Origin of the sequence: Pedobacter gandavensis, from assembly GCF_032678465.1 — a bacterium.
GTDB lineage: Bacteria > Bacteroidota > Bacteroidia > Sphingobacteriales > Sphingobacteriaceae > Pedobacter > Pedobacter gandavensis_B.
The window spans coordinates 59,435-81,799 of sequence record NZ_JAVTSK010000001.1; the positions used below are offsets into that span (position 1 = coordinate 59,435).

Here is a 22,365-nt window from a genome sequence, read left to right on the forward strand (position 1 = left end):
TACCGACCACTAGAGTATAATTTTTTTAGTTTATCAATACATGAAAGTAGATATTACCTCATCAATGATTGAAAAAAGCATTGATCTAGCAAAAAGTTTTTTAAGCAAGTTAATTGGCCCTGCGATTGATGAGGTTGGTTTATTAGCCAAAGACCATGTAATGATGTGGAAGTTTAAGAATCAAGTTAATATGCTGAATAAAGCCATGGTTTATTGTGAAAAGCATAATATTTCTCCTAAAACCATTTCGTTAAAATTATTATGTCCCCTCCTTGACTATGCTGCACTTGAAGATGATGAAAAACTTCAGGATAAATGGGCGAATTTGTTAGCTAACATGGTTGATTCAGAACAGAACATCGATAATCACGTTTTTCCTTACCTATTAAGTCAAATCTCCATAACTGAATTTGTAGTGCTTGAAGATACGGTGAGATCAAAAAAAGAAAGAATAGCTCTCCTAAGCGGAGATCTGAATAACTTCAAAACAGAATATCCTACAAAAGTTCAAGAATATAAAGAAGAACGAATTGGGATTGATAAAGAAATTGCTATTAGAAAACGGCATAACATTAGCGGAAAAGGAGAATATATTCCAATACATAACTTAGAAAACTCCCTACTTCAAATACAATTTGAGTTGGAAGCTTTGAGAAAACATCAAAGCGATATTGAAACAAAATTGAGAAGTCCAGAGCCAGTTAACGAACAATCCTTAAAAGACTATGAACTAGGTAACTTGATAAGGCTCGGAATTGTTAAAGCTATCCCTAAACCTTATGCCAGTTCACAGTCTTTGGAGATTCCCAATGAACCGGATAGTAAATACTTAACTGTAGATTTAGATATTGAAATTCACGCTGATCATGACGATCATATCCTGACACAGCTTGGCGAAATGTTTGTAACTGCTTGTTCACAGAGAAAAGTGCTTCAAACGCTTAACATTATATAATAGTCACTTTGAAAAAGAAATCTGTCAGAAAAATATTTTAAAATAATTTTTATCTATACAGAGATTTAAATTTCTTGAGCTCTGAAGAACCCATTTGATGAAGCTAAAAATATCAACCCCAAAGCTCAAATCAAATCATCTGAAGTCTACCCAAGATTCAAATTTACTCGCCCCTTTTCTAGCCCTTTGAAGCAAAAAAGCCAGCAGTTATGTATAACTACTGGCTAAATAAGTGGTCCCGACGAGAATCGAACTCATATCTAAAGTTTAGGAAACTTCTATTCTATCCGTTGAACTACGGGACCAGAACCTACCTGATTACACTACCATTACCATGGTTTGCTACAGGAGCCACAAAAGTAAGTTTTCCTTCTGAATTTTCAGACATTAAAATCATTCCTTGTGACAAAATTCCTTTTATTTCCCTTGGAGCAAGGTTGACCACCAAACTGACCTGCTGACCTACAATCTCTTCCGGTTTGAAAAACTCTGCGATACCAGATACAACTGTACGTTGGTCGATCCCTGTATCCACCGTTAATTTCAACAATTTTTTAGTTTTCTCTACCTTCTCAGCGGCAATAATGGTTGCCACGCGAATATCGATCGCTCCAAACTGTTCGAATTGAATATTTTCCTTTGCAGGAGCAACCTCAGCATTGCTGACCAAATTATCAGATTTGCTCTTGTTTAACTTGTCAATCTGAGCCTGCACCTCTTCATCTTCGATTTTTTCGAACAGCAACTGAGGTTCATTCAACTGATGGCCACGATGTAATAAATTCACCTTACCGGCATCTTCCCACTGATGACCACCATAATTCAGCATCTTCATCAGCTTATCGGCTGTAAAAGGTAAGAACGGTTCAATCAGAATCTCGATATTCGCTGCAATCTGTAAACTGATGTTTAAGATTGTACGCACCCTATCTTCGTCTGTTTTGATCACTTTCCATGGTTCAGTTTCCGCCAGGTATTTGTTACCTAAACGAGCCACATTCATCACTTCCATTAAAGCTTCTCTAAAACGATAGTTTTCAATAGAAGCACTGATCTTCGCCGGATAAGCAGCAAGCTCATCAATTACCGCCTGATCAACCGGAGTGATCTCCATGCACATTGGCACTTTACCCGCAAAATACTTATGCGTCAATACAGTTACCCGGTTCACGAAGTTCCCAAGAATGGCCACCAATTCATTGTTATTTCTTGCCTGAAAGTCTTTCCAGGTGAAGTCATTGTCTTTAGTCTCCGGAGCTGTTGCCGTTAATACATAACGCAACACATCCTGTTTGTCTTTAAACTCTTCCAGGTATTCATTCAACCAAACCGCCCAGTTTTTAGAAGTCGAGATTTTCTCTCCTTCCAGATTCAAAAACTCATTTGCAGGCACGTTATCGGCTAAAGTATAACCTCCATGCGCCATTAACATCGCTGGGAAAATCACACAATGGAAAACAATATTGTCTTTACCAATGAAGTGAACCAGTTTGGTTTCTTCATCTTTCCAATAATCTTCCCAGTTGCCTTTAGACAATCCGTTTTTATTGATATAATACTCTTCTGCTTTAGGATTCCATACATCCAGGCGGGCATATTCAAACAACTCCTTAGTGGCAGAAATATAACCGATAGGCGCATCAAACCAAACATAAAGGACTTTGCCTTCAGCATCTTTAACTGGTACTTTTACACCCCAATCCAAATCTCTGGTCATTGCACGTGGCTGTAAACCCGCATTTAACCAGGACTGACATTGACCATAAACATTTGGTTTCCATTCTTTATGACTTTCAATATAGGTTCTCAATTGATCCTCATATTTGTCCAGCGGCAGGAACCAGTTTTTAGTTTCCTTTCTAACTGGTTTCTCACCAGAAAGTGTAGATTTTGGATTAATCAGGTCAGTGGCATTTAAAGTGCTTCCACAGCTCTCACATTGATCCCCGTAAGCATTCTCATTGCCACATTTCGGACAAGTTCCGGTGATGTATCTATCTGCCAGAAAAGTCTGTGCCTTTTCATCATAATATTGTTCAGTTACCTCTTCCGTAAAAATCCCTTTATTGTACAGATTTTCGAAAAAGTCGGAAGCAGTCTGATGATGCATCAAAGACGAAGTACGGTGATAAATGTCAAAAGAAACACCGAAATCCCTAAAAGAATCTCCAATGATTTTATGGTATCTATCAACGATCACCTGAGGAGTTACCCCTTCCCTTTTAGCTTTAAGGGTAATAGGTACACCATTCTCATCCGATCCACAAATAAACTTCACATCTCTCTTATTCGAACGCAAATACCTTACATAGGTATCCGCAGGCAAATAAACACCTGCAAGGTGTCCAATATGCACTGGCCCATTTGTATAAGGCAAAGCGGCCGTAACCGTATATCTCTTTATTTTACTGCTATCCAAAACTATTTTTATTATTTTGTCAAATATAAGTGTTTTACCCATGATTAAGCAGCCGCCATATTTAAAAAAAGGAGACAAAGTTGGAATCAGCTCTCCGGCAAAGAAATTAACTACAGACTTGAGCAAGGCAATCTCCATTTTAGAGCACTGGGGATTAAAAGTGGTTTTAGGAAACCACGTTTATGCTGCACATCATCAGTTTGCAGGTACGGACGAGCAAAGACGAGAAGACCTTCAAAACTTTTTAGACGATTCAGAAATCAAAGCAATTTTTGCGTCCAGAGGAGGCTATGGAACAATCAGAATTCTAGATGATCTTGATTTTCAAAATTTTCAGCAGCAACCGAAATGGGTGGTTGGCTTCAGTGATATTACCATTTTACTGTCCCATATCTTAACCCAAACCAATACGCAAAGTGTCCACGGACAAATGCCCAAAACCTTCGAAAATGGCACAGAAGAATCACTGGAATCCTTAAGAAAAGCACTTTTTGGCGAAGCACTAACCTATGTATATGACAGCGAATTTGAGAACCGCCCTGGGAGCGCAACAGGTACTTTAATAGGCGGGAACCTAACCCTGCTCATCGCTGCTGAAGGTTCAGGATCAGCATTCGATTATACCGATAAAATCCTTTTTATAGAAGATGTAGGGGAACACGAATATGCGATAGACAGAATGATGCGCACTCTGAAAAGGAGTGGTAAACTGGCCAAATTAAAAGGGTTAATTGTAGCTGCGTTTAATGGATATGAAATAGAGGAATTGCCTTTCGGACAAAGTCCGGAGCAGATTATAAAAGAAATCGTAAAAGATTACGATTTCCCAGTTTGTTATAATTTTCCCTCAGGTCATATCGACGGCAACATGGCAATGACAATAGGCAATTCCGTCAACATGGAGGTTGAACGCAAAAAAGTTATACTCAAGCAGTAATAAAGGTCCTAACAGTGCCATTCAAATTGACAATGGAGGACTAAAAAGCTTTTTAATTCAAAGAGTTGTAGTATTTAACAGCCTCTGCAAAATCTCCATCCGATTTAAAAGTCAATTTGTTTTTTGCAACAAAGTCATTCAGCTCAGTTTTATGGTCTTGCATATATTTCATTAACTCCTTCTGGTTAAGTTTGATTTTAAATAGTCGCTTATTCATCAAAAGATAGTAGTAGGTTCTTTCTTCAATCAATTTCTCTTTAACGGCAGAACTGTAAACAGACCGCTCGTAAACAACTTTCTTTACCCTCTTTACAAACTCTATTTTAGGAGAGGTACCCGGATCAAAAACCTGATAGAATGATTTCTCAGTAGCACCATCAATTGGGGGAAATCCATTGATAAAGCTATAAACAACTTTATTCCCTTCCAGATCAAAAGAAATAATATCAAATGCTTTTACGGCCATGCTAAAATCCATAGCCTTTTTATTATCGCCTATGAAAACGAGTTGATCCGTCAATTGATCAAACTTTACTTTTAGCCCATCATAGTTTTTTCCATTTTCAAGTCTCACTATCCCCATGCGCCAATCTTCAAAAAGATAGGGAGAACCAATCACTTCGGTATAAGTAGGCGCTCTGTCAAAACCAGTACTGCTCCAAATATAGGTCTGTTCCGATTTCTCTACTTCCTCTTGAGCTTTTGATACAAGAGTGAAAGATAACAGCACAGCAAACACCACAAACATAAATCTAAACTTATTCATAAAATATAATTTAAAGAATCCAAAATTGAAGGCAATTTGCCATTTATCACAGATAAAGCGTTATTGTAAATATACCATATAGGGATAACAAATAAATTAAGCTCAGCTTAGAGAGTGTTATAATATTTAACTAGAGTCACAAAATCAGCATCTTCTTTAAAAGATAATTTATTTGTCTTGATGTATTTTATTATTTTCTCCTCATGTGGTTTCATATATTCCAATAATGCACGATAATCCCGCTTCAACTTCAACAAGTGATTATCTATCAATACATAATAATAATTCTTCACTTCTACCCTCTGCTCTGTAGTAGCCGAATTATACAATCTTAGCTCATAAACCTTTTTAACACTTCTTTTAACCAGTTCCATTTTCCCAGGCTTTCCGGGATCGAAAACTTGATAATAAGACTTTTCAGTACCCTCATCTATTGGTGGAAAACCATTCACAAAATTTACCTCGATCTTTTCCCCATCTATGGTATAACTATATATATTGAAAGCTCTTACTTCAGAAGTAAAGCTCATCTCCGGTTCCTCACCATATTTAAAAATGAGCTGATCTTCTACCTGATCATATTTCAATTTCATATTGTTATAAAGCTTGCCATCCGCAAGTTTAACTGCCCCCTTAAACCATGCTTCATAAAGATAGGGAGAGCCAACCATTTCTTTATAGGACTTTGTTTTGAGTGGTACTCCTGTTAATAAGGTGCCAATTGGAACTTCCTTCTGGCATTTGGCATCATCAGCAAGTAGTAGTATTAAAAAACTTAGGCAAAAAAATTGACAAATTCTATTCATATACTTCAGCTACAAATTCAATTGGACATAAAAAAGGGGTTAGAAAATATTCCTAACCCCTTCTTGAAAATTTAAAAACTAGTATCCTTTGTTCTGAACCAGATTTTTATTGATCTGAGTTTCACGGAAAGGAATTGGGAATACGATATAGTCTGAACCATAAACTTGTTCTTTTACCGTAGCATGAGCAGGGATATTTCGTCCAGTACGGATAAAGTCAAATTCACCCTGACCTTCAAAGGCTAATTCAATTCTTCTTTCAATAAGAATTTTAGCAATTAAATCCGCTTTGTCAGTAGCAGTGATAGGATCAGCTAATGATCTTGCTCTAAGTTCATTTACCAACGCCAATGCCGTTGCATCTACACCAGTAGCAATGTTTGCCAAAGCTTCAGCTTTAATTAACATGATTTCCGCATATCTCAATACAGGAACCCAGTCAATAACACTAGTATACTTTGTAGTCCAGAAGTTTCCACCTTGACTGATGATCAGGTTTTTGAACCTTAAATCTTTTGTCTGATCCATTAATGCAATGTAATTAGTAGCTACCGTGATGTCACCACGTTTAGATGGTGAATAATGTTGACCTAATGCATGGTTAGTATTAGGGTTATCACCACCGTTCATTGCCACAGAGAAAATGCTTTCAGCTGTGTTGTAAGCACGGAATGTAGTTGCTGGATCAGCATTTAATTTATATTTAACTGGATCCACTTTATTTGCATAAAGCAATGCGTTTGGATAATCACCTTTATATAAATAAAGTCTTGCTAATAAAGCCTGTGCAGCACCTTTTGTACTACGGGCAACATTTTGCACTGCTGCATCATTATAACCAACAGGAAGAGCCGCTTCTGCCGCTTTCAAATCAGTTTCCATTTGATTGTAAATTTCTCCAACAGTAGCTCTAGGAAGCATATTGCTTTCTGCAAAAGGAACATCTGCACTTGATAATACTAATGGAACACCTAAATGAGTGGCTCCAGCAGTAAATTTATATGGTTGACCATACAAATTAACCAAGTAAAAATAACACAATGAACGAATGAATTTCGCTTCTCCAGTATATTGAGCCGCTTTGGCTGGATCTACAATTGATCCAGCTTTTGTCATGTTCTTTAAGAACAAGTTCGTTTCACCAATCGTTCTGTAAGCACCTTGATAGTTAGATGCTGCGAAAGCATTACTTGCCGTTACTGGCGTAAATAATGCGATATCTCCGAAGAAGGTAGCTGGATTTACATCTGCTCCGCGCTGATCTACGTAAACCAATGCTCTCCCTCCGAAAAACTCTGCATTCTGCAATTGGTCGTACATACCAATTGCAGCTTTCTCTATACGCTCAGGGCTTTCAAAAGCCGCTTCTGGAGAAAGGTATTCAAAAGGCTCTTCAAAGAGTGCCTTTTTGCAAGATCCCATTGTCATGATCATGGCAAGAGCTAATGCAATATTGATTGTTTTATGTCTATTAAAAATTTTCATAAGATCTTCTAATTAAAATGATGCATTTAAACCTAAGGTGAATGTTCTCGGTTGAGGAATTGCACGGTTATCGTATCCTGTAGCAATGTTTGTATTGTTCCTGTTAGAGTTCACCTCTGGGTCAATACCACTGTAACCAGTAATTACGAAGGCATTATAAACCTGAGCAGAAACTCTCAAATTAGATAAGCCTGCTTTTGCAGCCCAAACTGGTTTCAGGTTATAGCCTAGAGAGATGGTTCTCATTCTTAAGAAATCACCTTTTTCAAGGAATCTTGTCGAAACCTGGTTTGAAGGGTTATCACCACTTGATACTCTTGGTACGTCTGTGATCTGACCTGGAGTAGTCCAACGATCCATGATACGAGCCTCATTGTTTTGGAATTGGTTTGTTAATAATCCAGATAGTGTTGCGTTATACAAATAGTTACCACCTTGGTATACCAATGAGAAACTCAAATCAAAATCTTTGTATTTAAAATTGTTATCCATACCACCGTAGAAAGTTGGAGTCCCTGTTTTACCTTCCTGATATTGTTGATCAGCCGCAGTAAGTGCAGTAGCTGGTGTTCCATCAGCATTAACATATCTTAATGCCACTTGATCCCAGGTTCTAGTTGTTCCATCGGCAGCATACCACATTGGATAACCATTGTCTGGATTTACACCTGCCCAGTTGTACATTTTATAAGTACCTAACTGACGTCCAACACTTGCAACAGTTGCAGCAGAAGCAATATCAGCATTGTTATTAGTAGCAACTAATGACAATACCTTGTTTTTAACATAAGTATAGTTGAATGAAGTAGACCATGAGAAATCGTCATTTTTAATGTTCACAGTATTTACTGTAAACTCAATACCTCTGTTTCTCATACTACCAATATTCGAAGTAATTGTTGAGTTTGGTACACCAACAGAATATAACACTGGTGCATTTAAAATCAAATCAGATACGTTTGTATTGAAATAATCTACAGTTAAACCAATTCTCTTATCTAAGAAATTCATGTCAAAACCAATGTTGAATTTTTTCGAAGCTTCCCATTTAAGATTTGTATTTCCTGACTGGTAACTAGAGAATCCATTCAAACTAGTGTATGAACCACCGCTATAAAGTGTTCTTGCAGCATATGGACCTACACCTCTTGAATTACCAACAAGACCGTAACTACCTCTGATTTTCAGGTAATTTACAATTTTATTTTCCTTAAGGAATGATTCTTCTGAAGCTACCCATCCTGCCGACACACTTGGGAATTTACCCCATCTGTTGTCAATACCAAAACCAGAGAATGCATCCGCTCTAAATGCACCCTCGATAAAGTACTTATTGTCATAAGTATAACCTGCACGCCCAAAATAAGACTCAAGACCTCTGCTTTCCATTCCACCGCCTGAAGCCAATAATATTTGGTCTCCACCTGGAATAGTACCAGTATAAGTACCATCAAGAATGTTTTGGAAAAATGGATCTGCGAAATTGTTTGCAGAAGCATAAAGTTCAGTCAATTTATTGTACTGATACTCCGCACCAGCAGTTAAACTGATTCTGTGTTTCTCAGCAATTGTTTTATCGTAAGTTGCAAAGTTTTGCCAAACCCATTGGTTGTTATTGTAGATATTATCCTGAACCAATCCACCATAAGATAAACCTAAACCAGCAATAAGTGGGTTAGAGTATTGATCTTCAAAGTTTGAAAGGTAATCAATACCGAATTTTGAAGTTACTTTCAATCCTGGGATTGGAGATGCCTCCATGTAAACATTACCCACAATGTGTTGAGGAGTATTTTGATTTCTCTGTAGATCTACAGTAGCAATCGGGTTATAAACCCTGTTACCGATTAAACTTGTATTGTTAACAGTAGTAATGTTATTTCCTAATCCTAAATAACCAGCAAGTGTTCCCGTAGTTAAGTTATAGCCTTTAGGACCTGCAGGATTGTAAACAGAAACGTTAGGAGGAGCATTGTAACCAGCAATAGCAACACCCGCTAAATAATTGTCAGTTAATAAACCATAGTTAAGAGATTTTGTGAATGACAATTCTACACCTGAACGCAACCATGTTTTAGGTTTAACATCTAAATTAAGACGAGCAGAACCAGTTTTCAATCTGTTACCATAAAGAATACCATTCTGATCTGCATATCTTACTGATGCATAATAAGTAGCCTTTTCACTTCCACCAGAAAGGGAAAGGTTATTGTCATAAGTGGTTCCAGTTTGGAAAATTTCATCCATCCAGTTCGTTCTGTCTGGTACACCATCGCCATCAATATCGCTATCTTTTGCAACGATAGGAGCATTTGCACCATATTTGTTTTTTACTTTTTCATTGTTGATGGTCATGAAATCTTCAGCACCCAATACATTTGGTTTAGCTGCAGCTGAAGCAAAACTTAATTTGGAACTTAAATTAATTTTTGAAGTCCCGCTTTTTCCTTTTTTGGTGGTGATCAAAATTACACCATTTGCCGCACGTGAACCGTATAATACAGCAGCACCTGCATCCTTTAATACTTCAATTGACTCGATATCATTTGGATTTACTAAAGCTAATGGATCAAAACGTGTACCGTTACCACTATTGAAAGAGTTTACGTTTTCAGCACTGGTTGTTGGAATACCATCAATTACTACTAAAGGCAATGAACTAGTAGAAATTGAGTTTACACCCCTGATTCTGATTGAAACTCCATCTCCTAGTGTACCACCTGAACTAGAAATCTGAACACCAGCAGCTTTTCCTGATAGAGCTTTATCAAAACTCTCGACCGGCTGATCAGCAATTTCACTTCCTTTAATAGAAGATATAGAACCATTCACATCTTTCAATGCTTTAGTTCCATAACCAACTACCACAACTTCGGATAATGCTTTTGAATCTGAAACCAAGGATGCATTGATCACATTCCCAGCACCTACTGCTTTTGACTGTGTTAAATATCCTAGGTAAGCAAATTCGATTGTGGTAGTCCCGTTTGGTAAAGTGATACTGTACTTTCCGTTTCCAGAGGTTTGTGTACCCACTTTAGTACCTTTAATTCTAACGGTTACACCAGGTAGCGGCTTACCATCTTCTTGATCTGTAACTGTACCAGTAATTGTCCGATCTTGGGCCATCACAGATCCTGCGACGAACATCAAAATGAACAAACTTTGTAAAAGTTTTTTCATAAAAAATAAAATTAGGTTAGTTAATAATGACTGAATATAGGCGATTTAGTATGCCAACATACTAAAAATGGGTATATAGAAAAACAAATGACAGTAAAATGACAGTAGTAGAAGGATGTTTTTTTGCCCAAAAAAACACCAAAAACAGCATTATTTTTACGATAACCCCTGTTTTGTTTACATTTATTTTGAATAAAAAATGAAAAGGCAGAAGTCAGACAATATTTAACACTTTTTAACGACTCATGTGAAAACAATTACTTAAGGTTTGAAAAATTGATTGGGAACTTCAGATGTTGCCGACTAAAAAAACAATCTTCATAGGCAAAAGAACAATTCAGACTTTTGGAAATAAACGGAGGTTTTCAGGCTATAAATCAGCGCGTCAACCTCCGTTTTTTAGAAAATATTAATTATTGTCAGTCATCAGTTTATTCAATGATAATTCATCAGAAGATATTGGCCAGATATACCCACTCTCAGTTGGTAATTTACCTGGTGCACCACCTTTTGCAGGAATAGGCAATAACAAGCGCGTTAGATCAGGGGCTCTTAGTCCTTCCCCTAAAAACTCTATTCTTCTTTCGTTTAACAAAGCTGTTGTAAAATCAGCAACTGAGGCTGGCGCCAATGTAGTAGTTGCATCTGAACGTTGACGAACTGCATTTAACAAAAGTAATGCCTGAGGATCAATAGAATTTGTACTTCTGACTCTTGCTTCAGCAAGATTTAACAATACTTCAGACCAACGAATCACTGGAACCCAATCCGTATAAGGATTCGGTGAAATAAATTTTGATACAAATTGTTTTCCGCTGCTAGCCTTAAATACCAGACTCCTTCTCTTGTCAGTTGCTTTCCAATTTACATCTGCAACAACACCATTGGCATTAAGAGAGAATTCTGTAGTTCCCGGTGTAGCATTCGTGAAATAGAAATAACTAGCCAGTGAGTTTTGAGTGCCTGGATAGTCCAAAGGCGAGGCACTAGTACCCATTGGCAAAGAAAACACAGATTCTGTACTGGTATAAGGGCTTTTAAAAACGGTCGTAATATCCGGTTGCATCTCGTTTGCTACTCCTGAAATCGCTTTGAAAGGTGCTACCGCAGGCACAATTTTATTGGCTTCAAGAATCACTTCCGGATATTTACCCATTGATAAATACACCCTAGTTTTTAAAGCAATCGCGGTATTTTTATGAGCTCTTGTCGTATTTAAGGTCGCATTTGCATTCGTTGATTTTAAATTCGTCTCTGCAAAATCCAAATCAGCAAGAATCTGTTTGTAAACATCCGCGACAGAGCTTCTGGCCAGATCTGAGAAACCCTGACTGATTACCCCGGTCAACCTCAATGGCAAACCAGGCTTGCTGCCATCACCATCCACATAGGGACGAGCATACAATTGCAACAAACTATAATAAGTAAGCGCTCTAATCAATCGCGCTTCGGCGATATACCCTGGGGCTAAAGTTGCTCCCACTACACTTGTTCCTTTTGCTGCCATTCCATCCAGAAACACATTACAGCGGTTAATCGTCAGATAACCCTGTGCCCACAAGGTTTTTACAGCAGTTGCACTGTTGGCCACGTTCATGTTCCATACATCTGATGCCGTCACCAAATTGGAAGTCTCATTGATAAAATCATCTCCTCTCACATTTCCATAAACCAGGTAGCGTCCTCCGTATAATGTTCCGGATTTTAATGAGGTATATAAAGAAATCGCCTGACTCTCTATACGAAAGGGAGTATCAAAAGCAAAGTCAATTGAAACGGTAGTTTCAGGAACAGGATTTAACAACTCCCTTTTGCAGGAGCCAGACAAGACCGCTATTGAGGTCAGTGCCGCTATATATAAATTTCTTTTCTTCATGATTGATAATTTTTAAGCCTTAAAAACCTAGACTTAGCCCCATTGTGTACGTTCTTGCATTAGGTCCGGAATTTCGGTCTGAACCCTGACCTGCAGCATTCACACCATTTGAGGCCACTTCTGGATCCGGTCCTGGATATTTTGTGATGATGGCCAGATTCTGTCCTGACACATAAAACCTTAAATTACTGAGCTTGTACTTACTCAATAAATGCTGTGGAATCGTATAGCCCAGTGAAAGATTTCTAAGCTTTACAAAATCTCCTTTGAACACATTGATATCTAATGGAATGGTATTCCCGTAAGACACATTATCACCATACACTGGTCTTGGAAACTCCGTTACCTGACCTGGTTGTTGCCAGCGGCCCAATACATCAACCGCATTATTCCAGAAACGTTGGTCATGTAAACCTGCATTCGTTCCATAAGAAACATAAAACCCAAGTTGATAGGTCAACATCACATTTAGGTCAAACCCTTTATAACGAAAAGTATTATCAAAACCTCCATAAGCTTTTGGTGCAGTATTTTTGTACATCACTGCATCGGCAGCCTGTGTTATTGCAGGGGCAACAGTACCATTGTCTAAATATCTCCAGTTAGGCTGGAAAGCAGGATTAATGTGCTGATAAGTTACTTTTCGTCCAGCAGCATCAATAAATATTCTTCTTCCAGTCTCCGGATCTACTCCTCCGGTTCGTACCACATATAAATAACCAAGAGAATAGCCCGGTGTAGTTCTGTTTACATTCTCCCCTGTAGCCGTACTACCTGTTGCAAAAATGATCTCATTCAAACCTGGAGCCAACGCAGTAACTTCATTTTTATTAAATGAAATATTAAAATTACTTGTCCAGCTAAAATCAGTTGTCATAACCGGTTTACCTGAAATGGCAAACTCAAAACCTTTATTATACATACTTCCTGCATTCAATAAAATACTGGAAGGTACACCAGCCGAAGGAGCCTGAGGAACATTGATGATTAAACCATCAATATTGTTTTTATAATAAGCGACCTCAGCCGTTAAACGGTCATTTAATACCCCAAAATTAAATCCAATGTCTGTTTTCTTACTGGTTTCCCATTTCAACTCTTTATTACCCGCTGCACTATAAACTGAGGAAGGAACCCCGCCGTATAAGCCAGGACTAAAGGTCGTAAAGGTCGCATAATTATCAATTCCTCCGATATTACCTACTTTACCGTAACTTCCTCTTAATTTGAAACTGCTGAAAACATTACTCATACCTGAATTCATCCAAAAGTCTTCTTTGGTGATCTCCCAGCCTGCAGATGCCCCCCAGAAAGTTCCTTTCTTCTGGCCAAGCGCAGAATACTCATCTTGTCTTAAATTAGCACTCAGGAAATATTTCCCTTCATAATTATAATTTAAACGGCCAAAATAGGAAAGCAAATAGTTTTCACCTCTCGCCATACCTGATGCATTGTTCAACGTAAAACCTGCCTGAACATTATCATAACCAGGATCTGTTAATCCCTGACGATCTATCCCGTAGCCACGAACAGTATTTCTTTGCTGCTCCTGACCCAGTAAAAGGTTGAAATTATGTTTGCTTACGCTATATACCGCCTGCGCAGTATTGGTCCAGGTCCAGTTTTTCCTTTTTCTATAAGCACCGATGCCTTCTCCATTAGGGCCCTGTCCTGTCCCGTGAATTGGATTATAAAAAATATCATTATCACTACCAATATAGTCAATACCATACACAGAGCGTAGATTTAACCATTTGAATGGATTCACCTGTATGTAAGCATTGGATTGCACATGGTCTGTTTCATTATTTTCTCTGTTTTTTTCAAGAATCTGAACGAAATTGTAAAATCCAACCTGATTACTGGCCACAATGTTATTCATCGCCCCAACAAAAGTACCTCCCAAATTATAGGAGCCATCGTTGTTATATGGTGAAACATTGGGTGCATTTACAACTGCTGTTCTTGCCACACCAGCTGTTCCATAAGCCTCTCCGTAGAGTGATCCGCTACTGATTGCAGCTAAATTCTGCTCATTGGAATAAGAAAGTTTACCACCAATAGATAAGTAATCGTTGATCTTACTATCGATATTAAACAAGGCATTCATTCTTTTGAAAGCATTCTTTTCATAAATCCCTTGCTGATTCGTGTATCCTGTACCCAGGTAATATTTGGTGTTTTCTGTTCCACCGGATACATTGAGGTTATGGCTTTGAGAGAATCCTGTACGATAAGCATAATCCAGCCAATTTGTATTGATCGGTTGGCCATCAGGTCCATTTGTTAATGCAAACTTTGGCAATGTAGAAACTCCACCCACCGTAATATTCACACTTCCTGCTCTAATCGCGTTTGCATTGGCAACTGCTTCATTTTTGTAATCCGTATACTGGAAAGCATCTAAAAGTTCTGGCAAACGATATGGACTCGACCAGCCCACCCAGGCATCATAATTTACCCTAGGTACTCCGGTTTTTCCTCTTTTGGTCGTTACAAAAACGACTCCATTTGCAGCACGACTACCATAAATGGCCGTTGAAGCCGCGTCTTTTGCGATGTCGATACTTTCAATGTCATTCGGATTGATACTGGCCAATGGGTTAGATGCCGTAGCTGTTAATGACTGATCTCCTGTAGTTGCTACGATTCCATCTATTACAAACAATGGCTGAGAACTCAATGAAACCGAATTTGTTCCACGAATCCTAAATACCGGAGGCGCATTTAATACTCCGGTAGGAACCGTAATCTGTACACCAGATGCTCGTCCGGCTAAACCAGCTTCAAAACTTTGAACTGGCTTCTCCGCAATAACAGCCCCATTCACAGAGGCGGTACTGCCGGTAACTTCCCCTTTCTTTTGGGTACCATAACCAACCACCACCAACTCGTTGAGGTCGTTCGAATCGCTACTCATGCCTACATTGACCACATTCGTGCTCCCTATTGGTTTTGTAACCGCAACATAGCCAAGATAGGAGAACTCCAGGGCGGTTATTCCTGAAGGTACTTTGATGGAATAACGTCCATCTGCTGCCGACTGTGTGCCACCCTTAGCCCCTTTTAGTCGAATTGTTACTCCTGGTAATGGCTTTCCGTCGCCATTATCCGTAACTGTTCCTGTAATTGTCCGCTCCTGTGCCATTGCAGATCCCGCAATAAACAACAGAATGAACAAACTCCGTAGAAGTTTCTTCATAAAAAATTAAAATTTAGGTTAGTTAATAGTTTCCAAAAGATATGTAATATTTCTGATGTATTTGAGTCGTTTATCATTTTATTGTCTTTTTTTTTAAAAAAGACAATAAAATACAACACACTGAACTACTGCCTGTTAATTAAAGTCCTGTGGAGGGACAAAAAACCAAACATCTACCTAAAAATCTTATTTATAAAAGTTAAAAAAAAAGGTTGGCTCATCCTAAATGACGAGCCAACCTTTTCCTTTACGATTCCACTAAGCCAGTTTAGTGGTCATCTTCCGGGAATTTAGTTCGGTGATAACCTGAAAGTTGGTAAATCGTTCCCGGATCATCAGAAAACTCAATTTCAAATGAAATACCATCGGATACTGCCTTTGATACTGCTCCTACGTAAGTATTTTTAGTCACCTTACCTTTAGTTACATTAAAGGTCATTGTTGGATCATAATAAGGTCCGGCATTTTTTGCTTTATCCGCAGAAAAGGAAAGATCTGCCACATTTGTATTAACTTTTGCAAAAACCTTTTCATTATTATTCGGATTTGCCCAAATGGAGCTCACATCCAGCCACATTTGCGTAGCCGAATTATCTGAAGTGTTGTAAGTGATGACCTTGTAGTAATCCTCTCCATAACTGGGGCTAAACTGCCCACCAATTTTTACCTGAACCCACCACTCGCCGGAGAGTTCCTGAACAGCAGTTCCTCCAACTGGTTCTTCCTTCTTACAAGCAGAAAGGCTAATCATAAATAACGAGAGTATATATATGTATTTTTTCATGTTGCGCTGTTTTAAATTACTGTTTAACAAAGACCCTTAATGCAGTACCATAGCCTGAATTTAACACTACCCATGAATAAGAGTTTCCTGCCAGGTTATAACTTTCATCTTTTGAAGCCCATGCTCCCGAATCCGTATTCTGCGCTGGAATGGAAATAACAGAACCAGTAGGATTTACGGCAACAACCAGAATTCCATCAGCGCCAGGTGCACCGCCTGGATTTGCCACCAGGTAAACTCCCGGACCAATTTTACTCCAGTTAGAGGCTACGCTATTTGAAGATCGCAGGTATTTACCCGAGAAATCTCTGGCAGCAGCATCTGGCTGTGTATCGTATACAATCACCTGTCTGGTAGCCTTAGCAGAAAAACCATCTGCATTCTCAGCAGAATAGGTCACTCCGTAGATGCCTGCCACCGCAGTGTTTACAGCTCCAGACACCACTACTGGTGAATCATCTGCCCCTACTTTTGCCGTTGCTCCGGGATCAGTAAAAGTTCCACCTTTGGCAACTATAAAGTACTTTTCCCCCTTCATGGTAATGATAGGAAAATACGTGATCTTGGAAATCCCTACCGTCCCAGGAGGATAATTAAAGGATTCTTTCTTACACGACAAGACCGTCATGCCTAGAATCCCTATTACTATGATATTTAAATATTTTTTCATGACTCTGGTTTAAATTTAAAATCAAACACTTATTTACCCCACCACACTTTAACATAGATTGGAACTTCCGTAGGAACATTGATGTTTCTATCCCTTGAGGAAGCTGGCCAAACCAGTCGTTTAGGGAACCTATTGCTACCGGTAACACCGTTTTTCGCGTAAACCCACTGTCCTGGAATATAACTATCTACTGTCGAATATACTGGAGAAGTTACCGGATAGCCAGTTCGTTGCTGTTCAAAAAATGCTTCCAAAGCATGTGAACCTGGCAAAGAAGCCCATTTTTGCACAATGATCGCCTCTAGTTTTGTCTCAAAGCTACCGCCTGTTGGATAGGCATACAATCCGGTTGATCCTACGAAACCTGCAGATGATGCACCTGAGGCAGTAAAGGATGCCTGAACACCCTGATCATATAGAGCTTCGGCACCTGCACCTCCATAATAACGCTCCAAAGCCTCTGCCTGCATAAAGAAAGACTCAGAATCTGAGATAAACCAAACCGGGTCGATTGCTGACTGGGCAGCTACGCTTGCATTTGCATAGGTTGGCTGTTCTTGCTGTGTAGCGGCAAAATCACCTTGATTTTGTCCGATAGGACTTGCGGTACCAAAATATTTAGTAGCACGAGGATCCTCATTTTCAATTAACCAACTGCTGAAGGTATAACTTGCCCTTAAATTTGTAGTCGTATTTAAGCGTCTCACATTATACTCATACATTGGATTACTGTTGTTCGGACTATCTTCAAATTTAGCGATACCTGCACCAACGGATAAGAAATTAGCACCTGCCGTATAGAGTGCCCTAATACCGGTCTCTGCTTCTGCAGGCTTTGCATTAACCATTCGTAAATACATTTTCAATTTCAGCGTATTGGCAAATTGCACCCAACGCCCCATATCTCCCGCAAAAAGAAAATCACCTTTTTTCTGACTTGCTGTTAAAGGAACACTTGTAAAATCTTTCGTTAAGGCTGTATTGATCTCTGTCAGCAAAGACTGATAAATAAAATAGCCATCATCATATTTAGGCTGCAGATTGGCTGAACCTTGAAAAGCTTCCGTGTAAGGGAGTTGATCGTAAAGGTCCACCAATACCTGATAAGTATAAGCTTTCATAATTGTGGCCATCAGGTTGTAGCGCCAATCGCTGGCAGCCTGTGCTTTTTTAATTGCCAACTGATAATCAGCAAGTGCCCCGGCAAAAAGCTGATCGAATGCGCCATTAAAATCAGTTCTGGTTAAGTTGTAGGTATCAATGGTTTTATATTGATTGGAGGCGAAAGACTGCGTCCAATATTGTGACCAAATCCCTCCTAAAATTGCCATATCACCACCTACGCGGCCAGCGGTAGACATGACAGCAGATGGAAGCAATACTTCCGGAGAAGCCGATTCAATAGCTGGATTATTTGGATCAACATTGACATCCAGTGTCTTCTTACACCCAAAGGTCAGCAAGAATAAACCAGATAGGATCAATGGCCGTATATAGTTAGTTATATTTTTCATCGCTCAAATAATTAAAATGAAACTTTTAATGATGCCCCAAAGAACCTAACCGGTGGCGCCGTTCTAAACTCACCAAACTCACCGGCAAGGTCATTTCCCTGATTGGAAACCTCTGGATCAATGGTGGTGTTAGATTTAGGAAGCCATGTGATCAGATTCCTGCCAAATACGGAAACAGTTGCCCTTTTTGCAAGTATCTTTCCGGCAATAGCCTCAGGTAAACTGTAGCTCAAGGTTACTTCTCTTAATTTAAGGAAGGTTTTATCCAGAATACGGTTGCTATAAACTAAGGCTTTATTGGTGGTTGGATAATAATAATCATCTATTTTTCCTTCCAGGATAGGCGTTACGTTTTCTTCATATCTGATTAGATTTCCGTTTGCATCTGTCACCTTTTGTACCGAATTAGGTACTATAAAAGGCCTGCGATCATTGTAAAGTGTCTTTCTATCTGCACCAACAAAGTTTAACAAATCCGCCGTTCCGGAATAGAATACACCTCCTTTTTGATAATCAAAGGTAAAGCCAAGACCGAAGCGTTTATAAGAAAACATATTCGTTAAACCCATGGCAAAATCACGTTGAATACTACCATATTTCTTATTCTCGCTAGCCACGACAGGAAATCCTGTAGCATCCACTACAATACGACCATCTGGTGAATATTCCGGACCCGGAGCTTCCAACACCCCTAATGGTTGTCCTTTTTCAGCAATTAAATTTGCTTCATAGGCATTATTAATAATTACTTTATCTAATCCCTCCGGTAATTCCAATACGGTATTACGCGCTCTTGAGAAAGTATAAGTCATGTTCCAGTTGAAGTCTTTACTCACTACCGGTTTCAGATTTAAGGCCATCTCAATACCGCGGATTCTTACTTTACCGAAGTTTAATATTTTGAACTGATAACCGGACGAGGGGTCAATTGGCACTGGAAGAATCTGGTCATTTCTATTTCTGTTGAAATAAGTAACATCCAAACCAATTCTTTCATTCAGGAACCTGATGTCCATACCGAATTCGTACTCTTTTACTCTTTCTGGTTTCAGATCTTTATTATTTAAAGTATTCGCGATGGTAAATCCTGCCACACCAAAGATTGGAAAACTGATATTTCCAAATCCTAAAGGAACATTGGTCGGGTTTAACACATCATTGATGCGGTAAGGTTGTGTATCACTACCTGTTTCACCATAACTGGCTCTTAATTTTAAGAAGCTAATTGGTGTTTTTTTCAAGTCAAACGCATCAGATACCACATATGCTAAACTCACTGCCGGATAGAAATAGCTATTATTTCCTGGTGCAAGTGTAGAAGTCCAGTCGTTCCTTGCCGTTACGGTCAGAAACAAATTGTTTTTGTAGCCTAAAGTTGCGGTAGCATAGGCTCCAAATAACCTGCGATGGGATTCCACTTCCGCACTCGTTGGCTTATTGGCACTATTACTCAAATTAAAGAATCCTGGAATAGCCAGATCTTCCACTGCAGTAGTTAAGAATCTGGAACCTCTATCGTTATAATTCACCCCAATTAATCCATCCAAATCAAAATTCGAAAAGGTTTTCTTGAAAATGGCATTAAACTTGGAATCATACTCGAACGTTTTAATCGATTCTTCTATGACACGACCTACGTCGGCTGCTCTGGATTGTCCTTCCACATTTCCTCCTGCATTGTAACTACCCACGGAAGGTGCATTTTTATTGTGCCATTGTTTATCGCCCGCGTTGTCAACATCAGCTCCCTGTTGGAATTGTAGTGACAACCAGTCGTTTACTTTATAGCCCATATTTACATTTCCATAGATACGGTCGTTTTTATAACGGCTACCGTTCTCATAAATAGAATAGTAAGGGTTTTCCGCATATGGCGTAAAATAATTGTCTACGTTAAAGAACTTGTTCTTATAATCCTGTAAATCCCTGATTGGAATGTCTCCTGGAATTTGGAGAATATCCTCATAAAAAGAAGAACCCACGCCTGATATCCCCTGACCCTGTGCCACAAATCTTTGTGTTTTAGTCACATAGTTCATACTCGCATCAATGGAAAAGCCACCAAGTTTAGTTGAGCCCTTTAAGGTCACGTTATTCCTCTTATAAGAATCCGCATTGGTTGGCAGATAGCCATCACTAAATACATTTCCATAAGAGAAGTAAAATGTACTCAAGTCATTTCCACCACTAATTGCAATATTACTGTTTAACTCCAAACCATTGTCTAAAGCATCTCTTACATTGTTTTTAATGTAAGAAAAAGGCTTTAACAGTTGTGAATTGTCTACGATTGCTCCCCAGGGACGTACGACACCATCATATTTAGGCCCCCAGTTACCGTTTTCAGAAGGGATAAAAGTACCATCCCAACCTTGACCGAATACATCCTGAACCTTAAATAAAGTAGCCACCTGAGTGATTGTACTGGCATGAGAGAAGTCGATCACTGTTTTTCCTGCAGCACCCTTTTTGGTGGTAATCAGGATGACACCATTCGAACCTCTTGAACCATACAATGCGGTTGCCGCCGATCCTTTCAAAATACTCATGCTTTCGATCGAATTCGGGTTAATGTCATTCGCATTGTTTCCAAAGTCGTAGTTACTGTCGGAACCAATACTTGAGTTGTCCAAAGGCACCCCATCAATTACATACAAAGGCTGATTACTTCCACCGATAGAGGTGAAACCTCTCAGAATAACCTTCGTAGAACCACCTGGAGAACCTGAAGAGTTCGAAATCGTTACACCGGCAACTTTACCTTGTAAACCTCCAAGCATACTCACCGGAGCAGCTTTATTGATTTCTTCGGATTTAACAGTTGTTTCCGCATAACCGATTGTTTTCTTTGCTTTGTTAATTCCCAATGCGGTTACGACCACCTCATTTAGTGCTTTGGAATCAGAAGCTAAGGCAACATTTACATTTCCTGAAGAAATGGGTTTTACCTGAGTTAAATAACCCAGATAACTGAATTCGAGTTCCGTAGCAGTACTTGGTGCTTCTATAGCATACTTTCCGTCGCTATTACTTTGCGTACCTATTTTAGTGCCCTTCACTCTGACAGTTACTCCGGGAAGCGGCTTGCCGTCTTCCTTGTCTGTAACTACACCCGTAATTGTTCGATTTTGAGCCATCGCAGTTCCCGCGATAAAAATCAAAATGAGCAAACTTAGTACAAGTTTTTTCATAAGTTGATTAAATTTAGGTTGTTAAATCATTACTTAAATTTAAGTATTGTTATGGCTCAGGAGTTCAAAGAAAATTAGCACAAAATATAAATGACAATTCTGTGACATTTTTTAATGGCAATAATTTTGTTGCCTATGTCTGAAGCCATATAAAATTTCCAAAAACAACATAAAAATAATATTTGATTCGTTTGTCAGAACAACCTTAGCATTTGCTTTCCTATTTTGCTTTGCTCAGCAAGCCATAAAAAATTTAGCTCATTTTTTTAAGAGCCCCTCCGCAATAAGAAAACAAAAGGCATTTCAATTTAAAGTAAAGCGATGAAATTATAGAAAAACCGACCATCATAAACGCCGGGTAATAAAAAGGACCGTTTAATTAATGATTAAAAATTTGTCAAAGCCTCATGATTTAGGAGAATATCAGATTTTTAAAATTTAGCCTGTAAAAAAGACCCGGATGCAATTACATTCAATCCAGCCTTATTTTTAAAGCTTCACAAAATAAAACCTGCGCAGACCGATAATAAGAAGGGAAATACAGCCTGTTTCAAAACTTCTTAAGAAGAGTTATTTT

Annotated in this window: 13 protein-coding genes and 1 tRNA gene; 2 read left to right on the forward strand and 12 right to left on the reverse strand. The window is 38.8% G+C overall.

What is annotated here, in order from left to right; translation table 11 throughout:
- The first annotated feature begins 40 nt into the window (after nucleotides 1–40).
- Complete coding sequence (locus R2Q94_RS00250; protein WP_316819427.1) at nucleotides 41–955, forward strand: Abi-alpha family protein; 915 nt, start codon at nucleotides 41–43, stop codon at nucleotides 953–955.
- 233 nt (nucleotides 956–1,188) lie between these two features.
- Here the strand turns inward: R2Q94_RS00250 and R2Q94_RS00255 are convergent.
- Both R2Q94_RS00255 and metG read right to left on the reverse strand, forming a co-directional pair.
- Nucleotides 1,189–1,260: transfer RNA gene (locus tag R2Q94_RS00255), tRNA-Arg, on the reverse strand.
- Between the two features lie 5 nt (nucleotides 1,261–1,265).
- A complete protein-coding gene (metG, locus tag R2Q94_RS00260; RefSeq protein ID WP_316819428.1) occupies nucleotides 1,266–3,416 on the reverse strand; it encodes a methionine--tRNA ligase in 2,151 nt (716 codons plus the stop codon).
- Here metG and R2Q94_RS00265 point away from each other — a divergent pair.
- Nucleotides 3,415–4,311, forward strand: coding sequence for an LD-carboxypeptidase (locus tag R2Q94_RS00265; protein ID WP_316819429.1), 897 nt, complete (start codon nucleotides 3,415–3,417; stop codon nucleotides 4,309–4,311). The two genes, metG and R2Q94_RS00265, sit on opposite strands and share 2 nt — an antisense overlap.
- A 52-nt stretch (nucleotides 4,312–4,363) precedes the next feature.
- On the opposite strand, the gene R2Q94_RS00270 is transcribed toward R2Q94_RS00265, so the two are convergent.
- The 10 genes from R2Q94_RS00270 to R2Q94_RS00315 all read right to left on the reverse strand — a co-directional run bounded on the left by R2Q94_RS00270 (nucleotide 4,364) and on the right by R2Q94_RS00315 (nucleotide 21,788).
- A complete protein-coding gene (locus R2Q94_RS00270) occupies nucleotides 4,364–5,077 on the reverse strand; it encodes a hypothetical protein (RefSeq protein ID WP_316819430.1) in 714 nt (237 codons plus the stop codon).
- A 107-nt stretch (nucleotides 5,078–5,184) separates the two neighbouring features.
- Entirely contained in the window at nucleotides 5,185–5,883 is a 699-nt protein-coding gene (locus R2Q94_RS00275) for a hypothetical protein (protein WP_316819431.1), read from the reverse strand.
- A gap of 78 nt (nucleotides 5,884–5,961) precedes the next feature.
- Nucleotides 5,962–7,368, reverse strand: a complete 1,407-nt coding sequence (locus tag R2Q94_RS00280; protein ID WP_316819432.1) for a RagB/SusD family nutrient uptake outer membrane protein — start codon at nucleotides 7,366–7,368, stop codon at nucleotides 5,962–5,964.
- 12 nt (nucleotides 7,369–7,380) lie between these two features.
- Nucleotides 7,381–10,551, reverse strand: a complete 3,171-nt coding sequence (locus R2Q94_RS00285; protein ID WP_316819433.1) for a TonB-dependent receptor — start codon at nucleotides 10,549–10,551, stop codon at nucleotides 7,381–7,383.
- Between the two features lie 409 nt (nucleotides 10,552–10,960).
- Nucleotides 10,961–12,427: a RagB/SusD family nutrient uptake outer membrane protein gene (locus R2Q94_RS00290; RefSeq protein ID WP_316819434.1), complete on the reverse strand. Its 1,467-nt coding sequence runs from the start codon at nucleotides 12,425–12,427 to the stop codon at nucleotides 10,961–10,963.
- Between the two features lie 19 nt (nucleotides 12,428–12,446).
- On the reverse strand, nucleotides 12,447–15,629 hold the full coding sequence (locus tag R2Q94_RS00295; RefSeq protein WP_316819435.1) for a TonB-dependent receptor: 3,183 nt from the start codon (nucleotides 15,627–15,629) through the stop codon (nucleotides 12,447–12,449).
- Between the two features lie 268 nt (nucleotides 15,630–15,897).
- A complete protein-coding gene (locus R2Q94_RS00300) occupies nucleotides 15,898–16,413 on the reverse strand; it encodes a lipid-binding protein (protein ID WP_316819436.1) in 516 nt (171 codons plus the stop codon).
- A gap of 16 nt (nucleotides 16,414–16,429) precedes the next feature.
- Nucleotides 16,430–17,083, reverse strand: coding sequence for a DUF5011 domain-containing protein (locus tag R2Q94_RS00305; protein WP_316819437.1), 654 nt, complete (start codon nucleotides 17,081–17,083; stop codon nucleotides 16,430–16,432).
- A gap of 29 nt (nucleotides 17,084–17,112) precedes the next feature.
- The gene (locus R2Q94_RS00310) at nucleotides 17,113–18,597 is read right to left on the reverse strand and encodes a SusD/RagB family nutrient-binding outer membrane lipoprotein (protein WP_316819438.1); all 1,485 of its coding nucleotides are present in this window, start codon (nucleotides 18,595–18,597) and stop codon (nucleotides 17,113–17,115) included.
- 11 nt (nucleotides 18,598–18,608) lie between these two features.
- Complete coding sequence (locus R2Q94_RS00315; RefSeq protein ID WP_316819439.1) at nucleotides 18,609–21,788, reverse strand: SusC/RagA family TonB-linked outer membrane protein; 3,180 nt, start codon at nucleotides 21,786–21,788, stop codon at nucleotides 18,609–18,611.
- Nucleotides 21,789–22,365: the final 577 nt, after the last annotated feature.

Excerpts from the sequence above, each read along its gene's own strand:
- R2Q94_RS00250 (WP_316819427.1), top strand. The coding sequence starts at position 41 with ATGAAAGTAGATATTACCTCATCAATGATTGAAAAAAGCATTGATCTA.
- R2Q94_RS00265 (WP_316819429.1), top strand. The coding sequence starts at position 3,415 with ATGATTAAGCAGCCGCCATATTTAAAAAAAGGAGACAAAGTTGGAATC.
- metG (WP_316819428.1), bottom strand. The coding sequence starts at position 3,416 with ATGGGTAAAACACTTATATTTGACAAAATAATAAAAATAGTTTTGGAT.
- R2Q94_RS00270 (WP_316819430.1), bottom strand. The coding sequence starts at position 5,077 with ATGAATAAGTTTAGATTTATGTTTGTGGTGTTTGCTGTGCTGTTATCT.
- R2Q94_RS00275 (WP_316819431.1), bottom strand. The coding sequence starts at position 5,883 with ATGAATAGAATTTGTCAATTTTTTTGCCTAAGTTTTTTAATACTACTA.
- R2Q94_RS00280 (WP_316819432.1), bottom strand. The coding sequence starts at position 7,368 with ATGAAAATTTTTAATAGACATAAAACAATCAATATTGCATTAGCTCTT.
- R2Q94_RS00285 (WP_316819433.1), bottom strand. The coding sequence starts at position 10,551 with ATGAAAAAACTTTTACAAAGTTTGTTCATTTTGATGTTCGTCGCAGGA.
- R2Q94_RS00290 (WP_316819434.1), bottom strand. The coding sequence starts at position 12,427 with ATGAAGAAAAGAAATTTATATATAGCGGCACTGACCTCAATAGCGGTC.
- R2Q94_RS00295 (WP_316819435.1), bottom strand. The coding sequence starts at position 15,629 with ATGAAGAAACTTCTACGGAGTTTGTTCATTCTGTTGTTTATTGCGGGA.
- R2Q94_RS00300 (WP_316819436.1), bottom strand. The coding sequence starts at position 16,413 with ATGAAAAAATACATATATATACTCTCGTTATTTATGATTAGCCTTTCT.
- R2Q94_RS00305 (WP_316819437.1), bottom strand. The coding sequence starts at position 17,083 with ATGAAAAAATATTTAAATATCATAGTAATAGGGATTCTAGGCATGACG.
- R2Q94_RS00310 (WP_316819438.1), bottom strand. The coding sequence starts at position 18,597 with ATGAAAAATATAACTAACTATATACGGCCATTGATCCTATCTGGTTTA.
- R2Q94_RS00315 (WP_316819439.1), bottom strand. The coding sequence starts at position 21,788 with ATGAAAAAACTTGTACTAAGTTTGCTCATTTTGATTTTTATCGCGGGA.